This window comes from Cardinium endosymbiont cBtQ1 of Bemisia tabaci, from assembly GCF_000689375.1.
In the GTDB taxonomy this organism is placed as follows: domain Bacteria; phylum Bacteroidota; class Bacteroidia; order Cytophagales; family Amoebophilaceae; genus Cardinium.
Window position 1 is genome coordinate 255,673 of the sequence record NZ_CBQZ010000001.1, and the last position, 21,123, is coordinate 276,795.

13 protein-coding genes, 1 tRNA gene and 4 pseudogenes are annotated in these 21,123 nt (G+C 35.6%); 12 read left to right on the plus strand and 6 right to left on the minus strand.

Features of this window, described 5'->3' with window-relative positions:
* Positions 1–18: 18 nt before the first annotated feature.
* Positions 19–2,496 carry a valine--tRNA ligase gene (locus CHV_RS01175; RefSeq protein WP_051602123.1) on the minus strand — a complete coding sequence of 826 codons (2,478 nt, stop codon included), beginning with the start codon at positions 2,494–2,496 and terminating at the stop codon, positions 19–21.
* 324 nt (positions 2,497–2,820) lie between these two features.
* Between CHV_RS01175 and CHV_RS01180 the strand changes: the two genes are divergently transcribed.
* The 9 genes and pseudogenes from CHV_RS01180 (at position 2,821) to CHV_RS01220 (ending at position 12,001) form a co-directional block, all read left to right on the plus strand.
* The gene (locus CHV_RS01180) at positions 2,821–3,678 is read left to right on the plus strand and encodes a lysophospholipid acyltransferase family protein (RefSeq protein WP_034576551.1); all 858 of its coding nucleotides are present in this window, start codon (positions 2,821–2,823) and stop codon (positions 3,676–3,678) included.
* A 204-nt stretch (positions 3,679–3,882) separates the two neighbouring features.
* Entirely contained in the window at positions 3,883–4,389 is a 507-nt protein-coding gene (locus tag CHV_RS01185) for a hypothetical protein (RefSeq protein WP_034576553.1), read from the plus strand.
* 52 nt (positions 4,390–4,441) lie between these two features.
* Entirely contained in the window at positions 4,442–5,290 is an 849-nt protein-coding gene (locus CHV_RS01190; protein WP_034576555.1) for a hypothetical protein, read from the plus strand.
* A gap of 186 nt (positions 5,291–5,476) precedes the next feature.
* Positions 5,477–6,352, plus strand: a complete 876-nt coding sequence (locus CHV_RS01195) for an Rpn family recombination-promoting nuclease/putative transposase (RefSeq protein WP_034576556.1) — start codon at positions 5,477–5,479, stop codon at positions 6,350–6,352.
* Between the two features lie 183 nt (positions 6,353–6,535).
* Positions 6,536–7,733 (plus strand): annotated as a pseudogene (locus CHV_RS05125) (IS5-like element ISCca5 family transposase); the annotation flags it as partial.
* Positions 7,734–7,886: 153 nt separating this feature from the next.
* Positions 7,887–8,764: pseudogene (locus CHV_RS01205) on the plus strand (IS982-like element ISCca4 family transposase).
* Positions 8,765–8,826: 62 nt separating this feature from the next.
* Positions 8,827–9,590, plus strand: a protein-coding gene (locus CHV_RS05130; protein WP_130721316.1) for an IS5 family transposase whose coding sequence is annotated in 2 segments (ribosomal slippage) — positions 8,827–9,199 and positions 9,199–9,590 — 765 coding nt in all. Because the reading frame shifts where the segments join, the coding sequence is not laid out codon by codon here.
* 9 nt (positions 9,591–9,599) lie between these two features.
* A pseudogene (locus CHV_RS05835) lies at positions 9,600–9,811 on the plus strand (IS5-like element ISCca5 family transposase); the annotation flags it as partial.
* Positions 9,812–10,000: 189 nt separating this feature from the next.
* The gene (locus CHV_RS01220) at positions 10,001–12,001 is read left to right on the plus strand and encodes a ComEC/Rec2 family competence protein (protein ID WP_034576558.1); all 2,001 of its coding nucleotides are present in this window, start codon (positions 10,001–10,003) and stop codon (positions 11,999–12,001) included.
* Positions 12,002–12,137: 136 nt separating this feature from the next.
* Here the strand turns inward: CHV_RS01220 and CHV_RS01225 are convergent, their stop codons facing one another.
* From CHV_RS01225 to CHV_RS05135, 5 genes and pseudogenes are all read right to left on the minus strand, one after another.
* Positions 12,138–12,440, minus strand: a complete 303-nt coding sequence (locus CHV_RS01225; RefSeq protein ID WP_034576559.1) for a YtxH domain-containing protein — start codon at positions 12,438–12,440, stop codon at positions 12,138–12,140.
* Positions 12,441–12,474: 34 nt separating this feature from the next.
* Positions 12,475–13,605 (minus strand): transcription antitermination protein NusB, encoded by a 1,131-nt coding sequence (locus CHV_RS01230; protein WP_034576561.1) that lies wholly within the window; start codon positions 13,603–13,605, stop codon positions 12,475–12,477.
* A gap of 15 nt (positions 13,606–13,620) precedes the next feature.
* A complete protein-coding gene (locus CHV_RS01235) occupies positions 13,621–14,727 on the minus strand; it encodes a Glu/Leu/Phe/Val family dehydrogenase (RefSeq protein ID WP_034577056.1) in 1,107 nt (368 codons plus the stop codon).
* Positions 14,728–14,756: 29 nt separating this feature from the next.
* A tRNA-Ser gene (locus CHV_RS01240) sits at positions 14,757–14,845 on the minus strand.
* A gap of 437 nt (positions 14,846–15,282) precedes the next feature.
* Positions 15,283–16,155: pseudogene (locus tag CHV_RS05135) on the minus strand (IS982-like element ISCca4 family transposase).
* 240 nt (positions 16,156–16,395) lie between these two features.
* On the opposite strand from CHV_RS05135, the gene CHV_RS01255 reads away from it, so the two are divergent.
* The 3 genes from CHV_RS01255 (at position 16,396) to CHV_RS01265 (ending at position 20,684) form a co-directional block, all read left to right on the plus strand.
* Positions 16,396–19,464, plus strand: coding sequence for a sodium:solute symporter family protein (locus tag CHV_RS01255; protein ID WP_223245659.1), 3,069 nt, complete (start codon positions 16,396–16,398; stop codon positions 19,462–19,464).
* Between the two features lie 65 nt (positions 19,465–19,529).
* Positions 19,530–19,799 (plus strand): HD domain-containing protein, encoded by a 270-nt coding sequence (locus tag CHV_RS05725; protein WP_034576567.1) that lies wholly within the window; start codon positions 19,530–19,532, stop codon positions 19,797–19,799.
* A 171-nt stretch (positions 19,800–19,970) separates the two neighbouring features.
* Entirely contained in the window at positions 19,971–20,684 is a 714-nt protein-coding gene (locus tag CHV_RS01265; RefSeq protein ID WP_051602127.1) for an ankyrin repeat domain-containing protein, read from the plus strand.
* The last annotated feature ends 439 nt before the right edge of the window (positions 20,685–21,123 follow it).

Below are 21,123 nucleotides of genomic sequence, written 5' to 3' on the forward strand. Positions count from 1 at the left end.
GAATCAGCTATAGATTGGTTAGCTCCAGATGATCCATATCATACATTGTTTGCCTACTACTTGTAGGCCCGTATGATCCAATATTGCATCACTAAATACTATGTCTGTAGCAGTTGTAACGGCTTTTAGCTCTTTCTTTAAATCTTCTTCTAAAGCCATACCCCGAATGGTTAGTAACTGGATTGGCGCTTTTATAGAAAGCTTACCATCTGCTTTGGCTTTGCGTACCAATCTAATGATTTCTCTAAGGTGCGCTACTTGATCCAGCTGCATTTGACTTAAAGAAAGCTCTAATGGCCATTTAGGCCAATTGCCTCTTTGGTGTATAGAGCCTTTGTGTGGATAAAGTCCATGGGAAAGTTCTTCCGTAATGTGGGGCAAAATAGGTGCAAAAAGTTGTAATAGACCATAAAAGACATGGTAAAGGGTTATAATGGCACTAATCTGACCTTGATTATCTTGCTCCGTGGTATCGTAGACCCTAGTTTTACTAATTTCGATATAATCATCACAAAAAACAGACCAAAAGAATTTTTCTACGCACTCTATAGCCTCTGCATACCGATAGGCCAGCCAATGTAGATAGACCTTTTCAGTCAAGGCGGCTAGTGATTGCAAGAGCCATTGATCTAAGGTATGGGTAATTTTTAATAGATTAAACGACAGTGGCTGATGTAATGCATCTACTTTATCAAAATGGCTCAAGAGGAACTTACCAGCATTCCACAATTTAGTAACCAGCCGTTTCCCATTTTTCATCACATGGTCAGAGTAGCAAGTATCTACTCCCAAACGGGCATTGGCGGCCCAATAGCGGGTTACATCAGCCCCATATGTTTCCAACAACTTTTCAGGAAGGAGCACATTGCCTTTAGATTTAGACATTTTTTGTTTGTCTGGCGCCAGGCACCATCCATTGATCATAATGTTTTTCCAAGGAAGACTGTCTTCATGCAAATGAGACTTGAGTAAAGTATAAAAAGCCCAAGTACGTATAATTTCATGGGCTTGAGGCCGCAAATCCATTGGAAACAACTGCTGATGCCTCTTATAGTCTACACTGAAGTCTTTATGAATCGCATGGGAAGAAAGCTGTGGCGAAATACTACTGGTTGCCCAAGTATCCATTACATCATAGTCTGGTTCTACCTCTTCCCTTGTATAGCGCATGGGTAGATTCTCAAGTGGATCTACAGGTAATTCGTCTAATCTGGGTAGCAATATTTTCCCTTCTTCACCAGATCTTTTAGAATACCAAACAGGAAAAGGAACGCCAAAATAACGTTGACGGCTAATGCACCAATCCCAAGCAATACCATTGATCCACTCTTCCAGTCTATGCTGCATCGCAGCAGGATGCCATTTTAGTTGATTGATCTTAGCTAAAAGGGCTGCTTTATGCTCAATGGTTCGTACAAACCATTGGGGGGTAGTAAGGATTTCTAAAGGCGCACCAGAACGTTCTGCGCATTTTACAGATTGATGTATGGCAGTTTGTTTGACCAAAAGTGCCTGTTCTTTTAAGATTTGAATAATTTTTTCACGCGCTGTTGTTACTTTTAACCCTTCTAATGGACCAGCATGGGTTATCCTACCTTGTTTATTCAAAATAATGGCAGTAGGGAGTTGATGTTTTTTCCACCATACTACATCTGTTTGGTCTCCAAAGGTGCAGCACATTACCAAACCTGTTCCCTTATTGGGTTGTACCAGTTCATCTGATAAAATAGGGACCCTGATATTAAATATAGGCGTAATCGCATAGGTATGGGCTAAATGTTGGTAACGCAAGTCATCCGGATGGTAAAATACAGCGACGCAAGCTGGCAACAATTCTGGTCGAGTAGTAGCAATAGGAAGAGGTGTTTGAGTTGTTTCATGAACAAATAGAATGTCATTCATATAGGCCATGCGCGTTTTGTCTTCCATATCAGCTTGTGCCAAAGCGGTACCATCTACTGGATCCCACCACATAGGCTGTGCCCTACGGTATAGCGCACCTTTTTCAAAAAGTGCTAAAAAAGAAAGCTGTGCAAGCTTACGAGAAAGTGGACTAATGGTCTGATATTCTAAGCTCCAGTCAACAGAAAGGGCTATGGATTTAAAAATACGTCTAAACTTTTCTTCCTCCTCAACGACTACTTCCTCACATAATTTTATAAAAGTAGCTCTATCCATATGGGCTGCACGGACCCCTTTTTGTTTTTCTACCAATCGTTCCGTAGGTAAACCGTTGTCATCAAATCCCATGGGATAAAAAATATTTTTACCCAACATGCGTTGAAATCGGACCATAAAATCTGCTTGTGTATAGCTACAAATATGGCCTATGTGCAGTTGCCCAGAAATAGTAGGGGGGGGAGTGTCTACGACAAAAGTATCTGCACGAGGTAATGTGGGGTCCCAGCTATATAAGGCTTTTGCTTCCCAAAAGCGCTGCCAATGTTTTTCTCGTTCTAAAAAATTGTAATCCTTAGGTAAGGAAGGTATCGTCATTGGTTTTTGGTTGAAAAAAGGTTTAAGCATTAAAAATATGATAAATATAATTTGCTTCTATGCATTATCCTATAATTTAACTCTTTAATCCATTTTGTTCATCAGCAGACATAATTCTGCTATTTGTCTATATGAAATTGAAATACCGTATATTTTAACTAATTTTGATATATTCATGATCAGTTTCCTCGGTAATTTGTTTATTCTTTTCATTTTCAAATTTAAAACACAAAAAAATTTAAATTTTTTTAATTGCTAACCCCTATCCAGAATTGAGGTTATTTGATTAACGGATAATTACTTTCCAAAATTTTCCCTTTGGGCATGTCTATTGTATACGCTTTATGTTATCTACTTTCTTTTTTACCGCTTTCTCTATTGTATTGTTTATCAGATTTATGCTATATAATAGTCTACTACCTGATCCGTTATAGAAAAAAAGTAGTCGTACAAAATTTAATGCATGCCTTTCCTACTAAAACGGTTCATGAACGTAAACAAATAGAAAAACGATTTTACCGATCTCTATGTGATCTACTATTAGAACAAATAAAAGCTTGCACGATAACGTCTCAACAGCTTTTACAACACATTACCCTTGAGGATATAGAAGCTATAGAACAATTCTATAAGCGAAATCGATCGATTATATTGGTTTCGGGTCATTTTGGCAATTGGGAATGGGCTGCAAACCTCCTTGCATTACAGACATCTTATACCATACATGCAGGCTATCAACCCTTGCACCATAAAGGCATAGATCGTATGGCACTGCATATAAGAAGCCGTTTTCAACGAAAAGCCATGCCTATGGTTTCCCTATTCAGACATCTGACTACCTACAAAGGACCTCCTCAGGCTACTACACTTTTAATAGACCAAGCTCCACTTCATAAACGAAACAGTTGCAATACTACCTTCTTAGCCCAACCGACCACTGTTACCTTAACTGCTGCCAAATTGGCCCAAAAGTATAACCATCCCATTTTTTACATTCAAACAGAGCGAAGCAAACGGGGAAAATATCGAGTAAGACCTATATTATTAGCAGAAACACCTGCCCAACTACCGGTTCAAGAGATTGCAGAACGTTATACTAAAAAGCTCGAAGCAGATATTCTGCGAAATCCAGACTGTTGGCTTTGGTCACATAGAAGATGGAAAAAAAAACATTTTCAGTGATATCCCAAATGGCTGTAGTTACTCCTCTATGCTATCCTCATGAAATACAATAAACCGATCTAGAAAAAAATAGAAATAAGCCCTATCATATATTTGGATATAAATCAGAATTTGCGTACCATTTTCAATACCACAACACTTAATCTTAATCCGATTAATTAATCAAATTAACAGCAATTACCTAGAAATAAAAAAAACACCCATATGCAATTCATAAAAAACAAAACAACCCATACGGTAAAATGGTTGCTAACCAGTAGCTCCGTGCTAATACTAAATGGCAATGCGTGTACATCGAAGACTCTATCGTCATCTCATCAAAAAGCACTACAACCAGATAGCGCGTATAGCTCCATTATATCTAGCCCAGAAAAAAAACAAGAAACGATTGAGAAACTCGCTGCGCTAGAAGATGCCTTTAAGAAACTAGAAAGTAATTCTCAAGCAGTACGAAGGCTATTATCCCAAGGGATGTCATCTATACCAAATCCACCATTTGATGGAACCTATAACAATCCTATCGATGCAGTACCATCGGACAACAACAAAAAGGAAGCGATCTATGCAGAGCCTATTGATGCAAATATAAAAGATAACCAGATAAATAAAGATAGGCATATGCAAGATCATTCCTATGCAACCATAGGTAAAGAGCAGCCTGAAGAACATATCTATGCAGAGATAAATGAAGAGCAGACTACAGAATTGTAATGGGGAAAAGAAGCGAACGAGTTAGTATACTAAAAACAAAATAAAAACTATAATGAAATGTTTATTAAGGAAGGCCCTCTTTTGTTGTGCTACACTACTTTTAACAGGACGTTCATGTAAAGAAACGATCCCCTCTAAATTTAAAAGTACTAAAAAACCAATGCATAGTGATCGCATATTAAATAACCACCAAGCATGCCAGCAAAATAAATTAAAAGACCAAGCTATCTTAAAAACTATAGATATAACGATGCAAGAGGCGTTTGAAATGGAAGCCTGTTTGAAAGAATGCCTCACCAAACTAGGATCATTAGATCATAGAGAAAAGAGAGTGGAATCACATAGTACATCGACAATGGCTAAGCATCATGCAGATAATGGTGAAGCGGTTCAATGTTCAAGTAGATCAATCATTCTTGAGAAAACAGAAGCAAAACAAATACCAAATATCAGGCCAAGCTCAAAAAGAGAGGCTATAGAACCTATAAAATTGTTTACGTTAGATTTTCAATCAAATGTAGCGAATGTACATAAACATATACCCGATATAAAAAAATTGGGTATTGACAAGATGCTAAAGACAATAGAAGATCGTATAAATATGATAATAGACATACGTAAAAAAGATAATGATGGTCAGTTGACAGATGAACAAAAAGAAAAATTAAGGGACCTAAAAGTTATAGTAAAGAAGGAACACGGTTCATGCTGGAGGGTTATTCAGTTTTATAAGCAAATCAACGATGATATAAACAACACAAGTGGGAAAATAGGGCAACGTGATTTAGAATCATATTTAAACGAAGCAAAAAGTGAAAATAATGCGTTATCGACATCAAACATCATACAAGATATCAATAAACTGATGGATATGATGAAAATAAATAAGCCCCTTGAGTAGCAAAACAAATATAAATATATTTATTTTATTATTTCTGTGATTCGTATAGGTTTTTATTTTATCTATAGAAATTTAGCAAGTTATGGATTAGAAGAAATGTTTAATCCATCATGCGAACAACTTAAAGATAAAGCAGCATAATATAGTATATAGCTATGCTGATTAACCAATAGATAAAAGTGATTTATGGAAAAGATTACGCCCAAAGTAGATTTAGCCTTTAAAAAAATATTTGGAGTAGAGGAAAATAAAGATCTATTGATTGCTTTGATAAACGCAACGGTTTCAAAAGAAGATCAAGTAGTAGATGTTACGCTATTAAACCCTTATAACCCAAAAAACTTTAGAACAGATAAACTATCTATCCTAGATATTAAAGCAATTAGTGAAACAGGAAAAAGGTTTAATATAGAAATCCAAATTACTGATGAAGCAGATTATGATAAACGAGCTTTGTATTATTGGGCTAAGTTGTATACAGATCAATTAAAGGTTTCTCAGGATTATTCTACGTTAAATAAAGCGATAGGTATTCATATACTTAACTTTGTATCTATAACAGATAATCCAAAGTATCATAATATATTCCGTATTACAGAACAAGAGAAGGGATTACCCTATTTGAGGGATTTAGAGTTACATACTATAGAGCTAACCAAGTTCAGTAAAGATCCAGAGGAAGATCTAAATAGTTTATTGAAAAAGATCAAAACTTCTTTAGATATTTGGACTGCCTTTCTTACGCGTCATGATTTGCTGAATAAGGATAACTTACCAGGACCGTTGGCCATCCATACCCTGAAAAAAGCATTACACGTTTTAGATACGCTAAACTTGACGGATGAAGAAAGAATGGCTTATGAAGATCACTTGAAATGGTTGAGAATAGAAGCCAATACAGTAGAAAAATATAGAAGAGAAGGTGAACAAAAAGGTAGACAAGAGGGAGAAAAAGAGAAAGCTCTTTCTATAGCTAGGGCTATGCTTCTAAAAGGCTACTCTATGGAAGAGATTACGATTCTTACTGGCTTATCTAACTCTGATATTCAATCTATTGTATAAATTATAGACAATAAGATAGGCTATAATAAATAATAGTCTTGCTCATCTGTTTGAGCAACGCTTATCTAGTCGGCCCTGAAATACCATATAATTATTTGTTAATCAGCAAATAAATGGTTAAATTTATATATGGTTAATAACCAGTTTTTAGGTTGTTTTGTATAAAAAGCTTGCAAAATAAGGATGAAATCTAAGAAAATAAATAATAGCCTTGAGCGTTTGTTTGAGCAACGCTTATCTAGTTTTCTCAACCCGAAACATCCATTATTCCAGTTATCTGATTCGATTCCTTTTCACTCCTTATCATCAGATTTAGACCGCGGTTTTAGCTATGGACCTGGTCAACCTCCTTTGCCTATTCGTTTAATTATAGGTCTTCTCATTATCAGTCATATGTATAATATTTCTGATGAACAAGTAGTGGTTAGATGGGTAGAAAACCCTTATTGGCAATACTTTTGTGGATATGATTATTTTCAGTTTAAGATGCCTTGTAACCCCAGTTCATTGACCCGTTGGCGCCATAGATTAGGTCAAGAAGGTCTCAATAAGATTTTATCTATGACTATAGACTTAGCGCTAAAAAAAAAGTACTGACCCGAAAAGAACTTGAAAAAGTTATAGCTGATACTACTGTAATGGAGAAAAATATCCGTTACCCAACTGACTCTTCTTTGCTTAATAAATCCAGAGAAAAATTGGTCAGTATAGCCAAGAAAACAGGTATTAAACTGCGTCAAACTTATCAGCGTTTAGGTCTATCTATCAAACGTAAAGTTGATTGCTATGCTCATGCTAAACAGTATAAACGTTTATCTAAAGGCATTAAAACATTAAAAACCTATCTTGGTAGAGTAGTCAGAGATGTAGAACGTTCTATACAATCCTCTGATGATCTAATACGGAATCAATTTACCAATCTACTATCTATAAGTAAAAAACTTATAAACCAATACAAAAAAAGTAAAGATAAAATTTATAGCATCCATGAACCATCCGTCTACTGTGTAAGTAAAGGTAAGTCTAAACATCCTTATGAGTTTGGTTGCAAGGTACAATTTACAGTAACGCATAAAAAAGGTTTAATTGTTTCAACAGAAGCAATACATCCTAATGCTTACGATGGCCATACTTTGCAGAAGAGTTTATTACAAGCCGAGCAATTATCTGGTACCAAAGTAAAGTATGCTTTTGTAGATAAAGCCTACCGGGGTAATAATATACCTGTTAGTGAATGTAATATATTTATAAGTGGTTCTAAAAGGGGAATAACGCCTGCTACTAAAAAAAGCTAATAAAAAGAAGATCTTCTATTGAACCGCATATTGGTCATATGAAATCCGATGGTAAATTATCTGTTAACTATTTGAAAGGTATTCTAGATAGTGTCGTCATGAAATATTTTGTATATTAGGTTTGTAGTTCGTATTAACGTCAGTTTTGGATTAGAAATTAAGAAAAGAGTATAAAAAGCTCCTTTGTGTTTTAAATTTGTGGGATTGAAAAATAATCATAAAAACCAAAGGAGCCGGATATGAATGTATCAAAATTAGTTGAAATATATTACGCTGTTGATGAATTTCTTATAAAATTTATGCCTTATATGGAATCACATTTGTTACCTACTTCAGATAGAAAACCTACTAGAACATGTTCACTGATTTTGAGCGAAATAATGACAATATTAATTGCTTTTCATGTAATTGGCTTTAGAAATTTTAAGTTGTATTATATTCATTTACAACAATTTCATTCTAATGACTTTTGTCAAGTTAGTAAGCTATAGTAGATTTATATCCCTAGTTCAAAGAACAGTAGTTCCATTTTACTTTTTTTCTTCAAAGTCTTTCTAAAACGAGAACAGGCTGTTATTTTATGGATTCAACCGCTATAAAGGTTTGTAATATAAAAAGAGCTTATGCTCATAAAGTATTTAAGACAATTGCTAGTAAAGGTAAAACTACTACTGGATGGTTTTACGGAATCAAATTAAACTTGATTGTCAATGATTTAGGAGAAATTATGAATTTTTCTCTTACTACAGGTAAGTCCAATGATAGATGGCCAGTAGAAAACTTATGTAAAAATTTGATCGGAAAAGTATTTGCTGATAAAGGCTACTTGAGTAAAGAATTATTTGAAAAACTTATGGGAAAAGGCATAGAACTGATTACTCAAATCAGAAAAAATATGAAAAATGCTTTCATGCCTATCTGGGATAGGCTAATGCTTCGAAAGAGATCTATCATTGAAACCATTATCGATCAGCTTAAAAATATTAGTCAGATAGAACACTCCAGGCATAGAAGTATACCTAATTTTATTGTCAATTTAATAGCTGGTATTACAGCTTATTCACTAAAAGAGAAAAAACCGGCTATAGATAATATATATACAACTGGTTTACAATAAGTCTAATCCGAAACTCACGTTTATTATATTTTTAGATTAATAAGATCAATTATATTCCTAAGATGTCTAAATGGATTCACCGTCATGATATTTCAGACAAAGTATGGTCTATTTTATCACCTCTACTTCCAGGTCAACAAGGAGGTTGGGGAGCTGTTGCCAAAGATAATAGGCTGTTTATTAATGCAGTATTTTGGATTTTACGTACAGGATCTCCTTGGCGTGATCTTCCATCTAGCTATGGGGATTGGAAAAACACCCATCGTAGATTTTCTCGCTGGAGAGATAATGGTATATGGGAAAGGATCTTAGAGAGACTAATTAATAATCCTGATTTTAAATGGCTTATGATTGATTCTACTTATATAAAAGTACATATGCATGGAACGGGTGCGAAAGGAGGAAACCAATTTATGAGTCGAACAAAAGGGGGCTTAATACGAAGCTACATTTGGCCGTGGATGCGTCTGGTATGCCGGTCAGAGCTATTATCACAGAAGGTACCAGAGCTGATTGTAGCCAATCTACATATCTTATTGAAGGGATAACTCCAAAGCATTTGTTAGCAGACCGAGCCTATGATACCGATAAAATCATTAAATATGCTAGAGAAAAAGGTATTGTTCCTGTTATCCCTCCCAAAAAAAACAGAAAAATAAAGCGTGATTTTGACAAAAATCTATATAAATTCCGACATCTTGTTGAAAATATGTTTCTCAAAATTAAGCAATGGAGAGGAATCTCCACTAGGTATGCAAAAAACACAGCATCATTCTTGGCAGCTGTCCAAATTAGATGTATCCATCTATGGGCTAACTTCTTATGACGACACTATATAGGAGATAAACTTAACGTTATTTTATGTGCTATTGCTCATAACCTACGACTGATTACAAGAAAGTTATTCTTAACACACTCACAATCACATAAATTAAAACCTATATAATTAAAATTCTTAATCCAAAACCAGTTATACCTATATCTTGGGTAGGAAAAATAGAGCGCCTGCTAAACCATAAATATTGTAAAAAAAGATCCATTCAATAAATTTATTCAAAAATAATATTTCAGGGCCGACTAATTTAACATCAACATTAGTTCCTTTGTTAATTTGGTTTTTATTTTCAACTTAAAATTTAAAAGACAAAGGAGCTTTTTAAACATATTTTTTCATAAGCTAATCCCGAGTTGAGGTTAGTTTAGATTAAATCTTGCGTTCTACATATTAATCAATACATGTTAACCGCTACTGTGTTACCACTCTTCCGCCTCATATGTTTTTATATAGGTGGCATTATATTGGCTATCTATTACCCAACAGACTTATTTACTACACTTTTGCTTTTGCTGACACTGGGTGTACTATATTGGATGGCTGCGCTACATGTTCGTGTCACTACTTTTAAATGGTTAAACTTTATAGGACTACTGCTTATTTTTTTAGTAGGCTATAGCAATCTATTGTTACAGACCGCACAACAAAGAAAAGCAATGCGGTGGATGGAGGTTCACCAAGAGATAGAAGGGTATACCGTTTGTATTAAAAAAGTGTATGCTCCATTTAGATGTAAAGCCTTTATAACCCATATAAAAGACCATTCCGGTTGGCACAATAGTAGGGGATCTATACAATTGTATTTTTCTAAATCATCTGATTATATTCCTAAACAAAGAGATAAGTTACTAATTCATGGGAGACCCGATCGGATTCTATTACTTGATCGCATCCAACTAGAAAAGGATGATAGCGCCTTCTATCATCCTTTTAGACATCGTCATATTTTAAAACAGATCGATCGAGATTTTAAGGTACTAACTACCGAGGTATTCAATCAAGATGGTAACTGGAGGGCTATGATCATAGAATGGTGTAGTAAAAGACTCCACGAGCAACTACAAGACGATCAAGCCATCGCACTCATCTCCGCGCTTCTATGGGGTGCAAAAGAAACTTTAGATCCAGGATTACAAAAAGCCTATGCCGATACAGGTACCATTCATGTATTGGCCATTTCTGGGTTGCATGTAGGTATGTTGTACATGCTGCTAAAAATTATTTTTAAATATATATGTAGGTATGTAAGCTTTTTTATCCTACCAGATCTTTGTACACTTCTCTTGCTTTGGCTATATAGTTGGCTTTGTCATTTTGCACCACCCATACTGCGTGCAACGATTATGATTACTATTGCTAGAATAGGCTTACTAAGCGGTAGAGGATCTAATCGTTACAATGGATTATTTGCTTCTGCTTTTGTCTTATTATTATGGGATCCATCTTTATTATTCAACTGCGCATTTCAACTTTCCTACTTGGCAACGATAGGCATACTGTATCTCCAGCCTCTGCTCCATCGCCTTATAATACTTGAACATTATTGCCTACGGCAAATATGGACGGCTACTACCTTATCTATTACGGCACAAGTGAGTACATTACCACTGATTCTATATTACTTTAAGCAGTTTCCGCTTTATTTTATTATTGCCAATTGGCTGGTCGTACCTGCTATTTTTGCCATTCTAATGGTTGGTTTGGCATTTTTAGTAAGTAGTCATTGCCCTATCCTTAATACATTACTTGGTTTTACCCTTGAAAAATTAATTTTTACAACCAATGCACTGGTCTATTGGTTGGCAAAATGGCCCATGGGTACGCTTACATTCTGCTATACAAATAGGCGGACTGTTTGCCTACTGTATATTGTGCTGCTTTCGATTTGGCTTTTCTTTCAATATAAAAATCTTATATATCTTATTATAACCAGCCTTTGCGCAACATTATATAGTGTATACCATATCAAAACAATTATAGCAGCCCAAAAAAAATGTAAGATAACTTGCTACAACAATCATCAACTATCTTTTACTTTAAAAGATGGGATCAGATCGTTACGCCATGATGAGCCACCATCCAACAACAGTATATTACAGCATTATACTGCGGGTATCATAGCTACTTGGTACAAAAAAGTAATCCTTACCCTTCATACCATTCCGTCTGATTGGCACGGATGGCGTGGGGCTAAGCTGGACGTAGACTACCTATTGATAGATGAAAACCTACTTCATAATATGGCCATTATACTTAAAGTATGGCGTGTTAAAAACTTGGTCATCTATACCAAACAAGCCAATCCATTGCGTTACTACCCAAAGATCAAAAAATTAGATATACCATTTATTTTTCTAAAGCCAGGTAGTAAAAAAGCTTTAACCTGGTCTAAAAATTTATAGTGGGCCATAACGCATATGGCCTTACCTTCAGGAGGTTAGCCAAACTGAAGCCAATAAATTTTCTTAACTATACCCAATATAAGGACTTTTGCTTTCCGAATCGTCCCTCCAGATCAACAGCCATCTTACCTGGTTGCTACTGGTTTTTTTGTTCTAGTTCCGTTGCAAGCAAGTCCAATTCTTTTAAAATCTCTTGGGCAGCAGTAACTACATCCGTAATCACTTCTTTGCCACTGGTTTTAGCTTTGTTAGCTATATCATTTTTATCCCTTACGACCTTTAGAATAAAAGCTTGCAACTTTCTTTTGCATGATTTTAAGTTGTATATCATACCGTCCCTAGCTACTGATCCTTTTGTAGGTGCAGAAAGAATGCCTACAAAAGCACCTAAGCAAAAACCTAAGCCAAGGATGACTAAATTTTCAGTTCTTTTTACCATGACTGGATCATTTAAATGGTTGAATATTTTATTTTTAATTATGGTTTTTTTTTAAAATACCTTCTAATACACCATTTATAAAAGCACCACTTTTAGCACTGCCGTACCATTTAGCTATCTCAATATACTCATTTATAGATACCTTAAAAGGTATTTCTTTACATTCAATCAGTTCTGCTAAGGCCAATTTGAGTATCAACTTATCTGTTAATAGGATACGGTCCTTATCCCACTTTTGAGTTTGGGCACCAATCATCTCTTCATAACGGATGTGGTTCTCTATGACGATGGTCAAAATACGGCTGTAAAATTCTGATTCTGTTGCCCATTTCTCTTCTAGATTATCCCAAAACAGCGTAAACGCAGCAAAGTCTTTTGTAGAAAGCATTTTAAAGATATGGATTAAAATTTTCTTTACTATCCCCTTATGCTCGTCCCAGTAGAGGTCTTTCATAGCCAAAAAATCGTTTATTGGCCCTTCCCTAAATATAATATGCTGGACAACGTACTCCAAAATTTTTATACTATTATTTGGATGTAATAGATAGGTTTTTGGTGCTTCTTCGGATTGAATAAATTGTCTATACCAATTTTGTACTTGATCTTGATCCTGAGCCCAGCTGATGCCATTTTTATAGATTATCTTGATCCATTTGCTGTTGTGATACAACTCTTCTAACAAAGAATTTTGTGCCAGTTGCTTTTTAAGTGAATGATCGGCTTCTTCGGATGAAGGATGTACGACTTTGGCCAATTTGTACCATTCTACCAGTAATAACAAAGTATAGAGAAGAATTAGGTAGATGTATTCCTTTGACTGGTTAAATCCATGCTGTAAAAAAGTTTGGTCTTTTTTTAATGCTTCTACATAGTAAGAAAGCTGCTTATATACCGATTCGGCAATTTCTTTATTCTCTTTATAGACAAAAGTATGGGTAGGTAACGCAGTGGCTATTGCTGCTTGAAAAAGGCCAACTGCTCTGGTTGCTGCTTTGGTTAACTGTTCCTTTCGACTAGGCTCATCTAGAAAGCAATCCCATACAAAATCTTTTTTTATCTGTTCTATAGCCTCTTTTTCATGGACTTGTTTTGCAATCGTATATGCATAAAGATTTTGTAATGCTTTTATACGAACAAAGCGTCTAGGAATAAGAAAATTTTCCATTGTAATTCAGCTGCTTTATCGACACAGTTGGGCGTTCTTTATCTTTTCGATGCGTGCTATAGCCATCTCTTGTGCGATTTCTTGTGTAGGACGTGTGGTTTCTGCAGCTTGATTTAATACATCAAGGCAGATGGTATAAAGCTGCTCTATACGTTGCTTGACCAAATCTGGAGAAGTTGTTTTTAATTCCGTAACCGCGTTAATTAATCCACCTGCATTGGCCAAGAAATCTGGTACATATACAATACCTTTTTCAAGCAACCATTTTCCATCTCTCTCTTGATTAGCTAGTTGATTATTGGCTCCACCGACCACAGCGGCACAATTCAGCATTGGAATGGTTTCACTATTTAAAACTGCGCCTAAGGCACATGGGGCATATATGTCTAAAGGCCAGTTGTGCAAACGTTCAATAGCTACTACTTCTACCTTACAGGCTGCTGCTATCGCTTGAAGCCGATTAGGGCAGATATCAGCTACATAGAGAACCGCTTGCGCTTGGCATAATAATTGTGCCAAGCAATGGCCAACCTTACCTACCCCCGCTATACCAATTTTTTTCCCAGCTAAGCTATCTGTACCAAAAATTTTTTTTGCAGCTGCTTTCATGGCAATATAGACGCCATAGGCGGTATGTTCTGAAGGATCACCACTACCACCTAATGCGAGTGGAAGGCCTACAACGTGGCGGGTTGATTTGGCAATATATACCATATGTTCCATGGTGGTATTGTAGTCAGGTGCAGTAATGTAATGGCCACCTAGCCGATCGATAAAATCGCCATATTTACGGAGCAATGGTTCAGTTAATTCAGTCCCTTTTTGCTTCATCAGTACTGTTTTACCACCACCGACGTCTAACCCAGCTATAGATGCTTTGTAGGTCATGCCCCGGGAAAGACGGAGTACATCCTTGAGGGCCTCCTTTTCATCTTGGTATTCAAAAAAACGTACTCCTCCAACAGCAGGTCCTAATGTAGTATCATGTACCGCAACAATTGCTTGCAAACCGGTTGCTTGGTCTTGAAAATAGACCACTTGTTCGTGTCCTTTTTGTGAAAAATGGGTGGTGTCATTTATGTAATTGATATAGCTGGAAGAACTTTGTTCGATTATTTTCATAGCGGCTAATAAAGGTTGTAATACAGGGGTGGAGTAGGGGGGATTCGAACCCCCGGTACCCTTTTAGGGGTACACCCACTTTCCAGGCGGGCACCTTAAGCCACTCGGCCACCACTCCAAATAATTCCTTCTATAAAAATAGAGTTTTTTTTATATCAGAAAAATAAAACAGTTTTATTGAGTGGTTGATTGACTGCATTATTTTGCAAAATTTTTATATAAAACAACTCAAAACTTGGTGATTAATCAATACAAATTTAATAATTTTTTATTGGTTAACAAATAATTATATGGTATTTCAGGCCCGATGAAACATTGGCCTGTTAAAAATAATTTTATCTCTAGGAATATAAAATAATAACAAAAATGTCTTATTTAGGTCTATTTTTTATCAAAAATGAACAACGTATTGTATATATACAAATTGGTATTTATAATTCGTATAAAATATGTTTTATAGTACTAATTTGTAATCAATTGAGATATGGCACCATTTCTAAACATACCATTTTACATGGTGGTTTCTTTTCTTATAACGTCAGTTTCGGATTAGACTTATTGTAAACCAGTTGTATATATATTAGCTATAGCCGGTTTTTTCTCTTTTAGTGAATAAGCTGTAATACCAGCTATTAAATTGACAATAAAATTAGGTATACTTCTATGCCTGGAGTGTTCTATCTGACTAATATTTTTAAGCTGATCGATAATGGTTTCAATGATAGATCTCTTTCGAAGCATTAGCTTATCCCAGATAGGCATGAAAGCATTTTTCATATTTTTTCTGATTTGAGTAATCAGTTCTATGCCTTTTCCCATAAGTTTTTCAAATAATTCTTTACTCAAGTAGCCTTTATCAGCAAATACTTTTCCGATCAAATTTTTACATAAGTTTTCTACTGGCCATCTATCATTGGACTTACCTGTAGTAAGAGAAAAATTCATAATTTCTCCTAAATCATTGACAATCAAGTTTAATTTGATTCCGTAAAACCATCCAGTAGTAGTTTTACCTTTACTAGCAATTGTCTAATACTTATGAGCATAAGCTCTTTTTATATTACAAACCTTTATAGCGGTTGAATCCATAAAATAACAGCCTGTTCTCGTTTTAGAAAGACTTTGAGAAAAAAAGTAAAATGGAACTACTGTTCTTTGAACTAGGGATATAAATCTACTATAGCTTACTAACTTGCAAAAGTCATTAGAATGAAATTGTTGTAAATGAATATAATACAACTTAAAATTTCTAAAGCCAATTACATGAAAAGCAATTAATATTGTCATTATTTCGCTCAAAGTCAGTGAACATGTTCTAGTAGGTTTTCTATCTGAAGTAGGTAACAAATGTGATTCCATATAAGGCATAAATTTTATAAGAAATTCATCAACAGCGTAATATATTTCAACTAATTTTGATACATTCATATCCGGCTCCTTTGGTTTTTATGATTATTTTTCAATCCCACAAATTTAAAACACAAAGGAGCTTTTTATACTCTTTTCTTAATTTCTAATCCAAAACTGACGTTTATACTAACTTTAGTAGTAGGTATTTACTTTAGTCGAAAAATTACCTCTTTTCGGCAATATGCTATAGGTGATAAACAATTTGCCACCGCTACTTTAGTGGCTACTGTATTAGCTACTGCTTATTGAGGGGGCGGTTTGATACGTTCTGTACAGCAAGTCCACAATCTTGGCCTTTACTGGATCATCTTGACGCTTTTGGCTGGATTTGATCTTTATATTATCAGTAGGTTGGCCTTATATATGGGTCGGTTTATGTATCACCTTTCTATGCCAGAAACGATGGGTAGCGTATATGGAAAATATCCACGCATGATTACAGCATTATCTGGCATTTGCGATGCGATTGCTATGATTGCTGCGCAAATCAGTGCCATGTCTTTGTCCATCAATATGTGTTTAGATGGCGTGTCTCCTAAAGCGATTACCATTGTAGTTTCCCTAATCCTTATCCTTTATTCTAGTTTCGGCGGTATTCGTGCAGTTGTTTTTACAGACTTATTGCAATTCATAACTTTTACCGTCATCATTCCTATTTTAGCATGGTTTATTTTTAAAAGCACAGGTAAATCAATTCTAGAAATCATTCCTTTTTTACAAAGCCAGGAAAAATTTCAATTTAGTAGATTATTTCATTTTGATACAAATTTAGTAGCTATGGGATGTCTTTTGCTCAGTTTTTTAATGGGTTATATAGAACCTCCAACTATGCAGCGCATCTATATGTCTGCCAACTCGATTCAGGCTAGAAAAGTTTTTTTCTATTCTACTCTTTTCAGTTTTATTATCACCATTTTTATTATTCTAATTGGTCTATTTGTCTTTGTAAGTGCACCAGAATTATCAGTACCAGCTATTTGGGGACATATCATGGCTAATGTACCACCTATTTTTAAAGGAATGGTTTTCATCAGTTTACTAGCCATGGCTATGTCTACAGCTGATTCTAAACTCAATGCCTGCGCTATTATGATTAGCCATGATATGCTGCAAAGTATACGCGGTCCCAAGCAACCGCCTTATACTCACCAGCTCCGATTGGCTACATGGACCAGTGTAATAATTGGTCTATTGGCCATGTTGTTGACTTTTTATTGTAATGATCTATTGAATTTGCTCAAATTAAGTTTAGACTTCTCGCTTCCTATAGCAACTGCTCCTTTTGTATTAGCTGTTTTGGGCTTTCGGGGGACATCTCGTACGGCTTTGATCGGTATGGTAACAGGTATACTATCTATTTTGGCTTGGAACCAATGGATTGAACCCACAACGGGTATCAATGGTTCTTTTATTTGCATGTTAGCCAATGGTATAGCTATGATGGCTGCGCATTATCTATTCAAACAACCAGATGGTGCAGGCTGGGTTCAGCCACTGACGGATGATGCATCTAAGCAAATGCAACAAGTGCATATGCGTAAAAAGGCAGCACGAAAAGAAGCGATTAAAAATGGGTTCATGCATATGAAAGATACTTTAGCTAAGCTTCAACCTAGCCATGCAACCCTCACATGGATGGGGATTTATGTAGTCATTACTAATTTGCTGGCTTACTTTATAGCCTCTATTACCGACCATAGCTGTTGGCTGATACCACAACTATTAGTAGGTGCTTGCTTTTTAGGGTATAGTACGTTTCTCTCTAAAAAAATAACACCTATTCCAGGTTGGATGGTTGCGCTATTTTGGCTAATCGGGTTATCTTTTTGTTTGCCTATCAATGTGCTTTGGCATTGGTGGCATAAAACCACTTTACTCTTAAATTTAGGTTTATTTTTGGCCCATTTGGTGGTAACCTTATTCGTTCTTCCACTATATCTTGGTCTGACTGTTCTAACAGTCACGTTATGCATAGCTATCTACTTGAGTATTTTCTATCCTACCCAGCCATTAGTGCTGGTCCTATCTCCATTAGCCGTTGCGTGGCTACTGTTGCTCTGTTTGGGATTAGGATTACTTATTTTCGCCATTTTTATTAACCTTAAAGTTAAAATGCATACCTCTTTTCAACAGGTAGACTATCTCAAGGATAGAGAAAAAATGCGAACTGCTCAAAAACTTAAGGAAGCACTTTATGACGCAGCTATGGTTCCCTTTACAAGTTGTAGTGCGCCTAAAGGCTATGGTTCTATTTTAGGAAAAGCAGTGCGTAAAATGGAGGAGTCTATCTCCTTTTTAGATAGCAATATGCCTCTTTATAAGCAAGATTTTCAGAGTATTATAAATAAACTTTATGGCTGGGTGGCCTATTTCAATAAAAGAGAAAAGGCTAAGGACCATGCGCTTTTGAAGCTTACTAAAATTAGCTTAGATAAATTGATTGATCAAGTAGAATTTGTGTTGTGCCAAGAGGTTGATGATCCACCTACCATGTTTGTAGAGCAAATAAAAGGGAGAAATAGCGCACCATTTTCTTATATTATATGTGATATTCATCAAGTTATCTACTCATTGGTGCAGGCTGTCTTACGGGTGAGTGGAAAGTTAGATGGTGTCAGTGCACCCATGGTTGGCATACAACTGCATGCGACTGCTTTGCAGTTTAAGCAATCAGATCCTATAGGCGATGGCCATCCTACCTCTATGCTTTTTCAGGCTATTGGACTAGTCATTCGTAATGGTGCAATCACTTCTGATATACTTCCCAAGGTCAAGCCTTTGTATGATGATAGAATGGGTGTAATGAGCTATGAAAATCACCAAGAAGTACCAATATCTATAGATCTACAACAAGAAACCATATCCAGTATGATTCGTGCGCATTATGGCTATTTGGAATATCCTTTTAATAGGAAGCAACAAGCCATGCTGTTGGTACTTCCTATTGATGGAGCAGCAATTCGTGATAAGATGATGGTCAAGCTGCCTATAGATTGCCTCACCTCAGAGACGCCTGTTACCTCTAAAGAGCAGGCTGATTCTATGATGGTATTAATGCAGTTCCATGACTATGTCTGCAAATTTGCCCATGAAGTAGACCCTATTGATGCTAAAACAATTTCAAATCTACTTTTATTACTCAGGCAGTCTTTCGGCTTTAAACGCCATTTCTCAGGTCAATTGTTTTATGTACGTGTAGTAGGTATTGCCAAATTGGTAGTAGAATGGGTTTTCCATTCACCTAAAGTGATTTATGCTTCTTTGTTATATGAATTGGTCCGCCATACCTGTGTACCACTTTCTTATATCAAGGATCATACAACTTAGGTGTTTATGCTTTTGTATTAAATGTTTTAAGCGTAGATAAACGGAAAGATTTAGACCATCCTTCGTTGTTTTATGTTCAGAATCATTTAAAAGAAGCTATTAAAAAAGATCATATACAGCTTTCTGTTCTTTTTATCAAATTAGCCGAACGGCTCTATGACTTACGTCACTCGGAAGGTTATATTATGCTGGAAGAAGTAAAGTATATGGCTCAGGAAACCCTTATTGTGGATGTTAAGCTGGCAAATAAGTATTTGGGTTCTGAAATAGCAGAGGCATTAACTACTGCAGCCCAACAAGCATTGAAGACCTATTACCGTAAAACGGCTAGATAGGTACCCCCTTGATAGGGGGAATGGAATCACATCTAAAGGGGCAATGGAATCACATCTAAATTAGAATTTACAAAAATTTATTAAATTTAAAGCCATCCAGCAAATAAAATTGTTTTTTCCAATTCAGTAAAATGGACGCAGTTTTAGTTGGTTGCTTTTAACATGTTTTAAATGGCTCAACCAGGTTACTATACTGGCAAAACTTCTTTAAATCAAAAATATATGCGAGAGCAAATGGCGAAACAAAATTTAAATATTGATATAAATAAAAGAGATGGCCATGGAAACACGCCACTTCATTTGGCAGTTTTTAAAGGTGATGTGCAACAGGTTAGACTATTGTTGCAGAATAAAAAAATGGATGTAAATGCAAAAAATAACCATTATGACACTGCTATACATTATGCCGTTTCTGAGGAGCATGTAGCGTTGATTAAAGTATTGTTAGAAGAATCAACCACTATTGATGTAAATGTAATAGATAAAGATAGCTATGCTCCCCTTCATTATGCATCATGCAACGGCTGTTTAGAGATGGCAGAGCTATTGCTAAAACATATAAATATTGATGTGAATATCAAAGATAAATATGAAAATACGCCATTGCATTATGCTGCATTTGAGGGCCATTTAGAAGTACTTAATGCATTGCTAGCAAATAAAAGCATTAATATCAACATCACAAACCATCATGGCAATACGCCATTATATTATGCAGCATCTAAAGGTCATTTAAAGCTCGTTGAACTATTGGTAGCCAGTGAAGGTATTCAGATCATGGTCAAAAATAAATATGGAAGAACCCCGTTTGATGCGGCTAACTGGAACAGTCATCCTGAATGTTATGAGGTATTATATAGCGCCATCCATCAAAAAGAATTATAATAATCATTTGGTTCCTTCTATAGAATTTTCTGTATAAGTTACGCACTTCTGCGTCAGAAGACAAGCAAAATTTTTAAAATGAGCAATCTGTTGATTGGCGTTTAAATCACTTAAAATATTTCTATAACTTAGCGTTTAGCATTAATCTTTATATCCATTGCTTTTATCTTTCACTTGTTTGGTATCTATTTTGGGCAATTGCTTAAGAGAGTCCATATCATTGTTAGATACTCCTCCATCCTATGATGAAGTAGTATGGATCTATTACATAGTGGCTTATCTTTATTAAGATCTCTACATAAACTAATTTTAGCAAGACAACTATTGGGCGCTTGTTGGAGGTGCCCAAGTACCTTCAAGACGCTTATGCCAGAGCCAATTAGGGACTTCCCATTGGAATATTCCGCAGGATCGTGTAGAGCATAGTATAATCTATTTA

Coding starts and splice junctions, on each gene's coding strand:
- CHV_RS01175 (WP_051602123.1), bottom strand. CDS start 2,496: ATGACGATACCTTCCTTACCTAAGGATTACAATTTTTTAGAACGAGAA.
- CHV_RS01180 (WP_034576551.1), top strand. CDS start 2,821: ATGTCTATTGTATACGCTTTATGTTATCTACTTTCTTTTTTACCGCTT.
- CHV_RS01185 (WP_034576553.1), top strand. CDS start 3,883: ATGCAATTCATAAAAAACAAAACAACCCATACGGTAAAATGGTTGCTA.
- CHV_RS01190 (WP_034576555.1), top strand. CDS start 4,442: ATGAAATGTTTATTAAGGAAGGCCCTCTTTTGTTGTGCTACACTACTT.
- CHV_RS01195 (WP_034576556.1), top strand. CDS start 5,477: ATGGAAAAGATTACGCCCAAAGTAGATTTAGCCTTTAAAAAAATATTT.
- CHV_RS01220 (WP_034576558.1), top strand. CDS start 10,001: ATGTTAACCGCTACTGTGTTACCACTCTTCCGCCTCATATGTTTTTAT.
- CHV_RS01225 (WP_034576559.1), bottom strand. CDS start 12,440: ATGGTAAAAAGAACTGAAAATTTAGTCATCCTTGGCTTAGGTTTTTGC.
- CHV_RS01230 (WP_034576561.1), bottom strand. CDS start 13,605: ATGGAAAATTTTCTTATTCCTAGACGCTTTGTTCGTATAAAAGCATTA.
- CHV_RS01235 (WP_034577056.1), bottom strand. CDS start 14,727: ATGAAAATAATCGAACAAAGTTCTTCCAGCTATATCAATTACATAAAT.
- CHV_RS01265 (WP_051602127.1), top strand. CDS start 19,971: ATGGCTCAACCAGGTTACTATACTGGCAAAACTTCTTTAAATCAAAAA.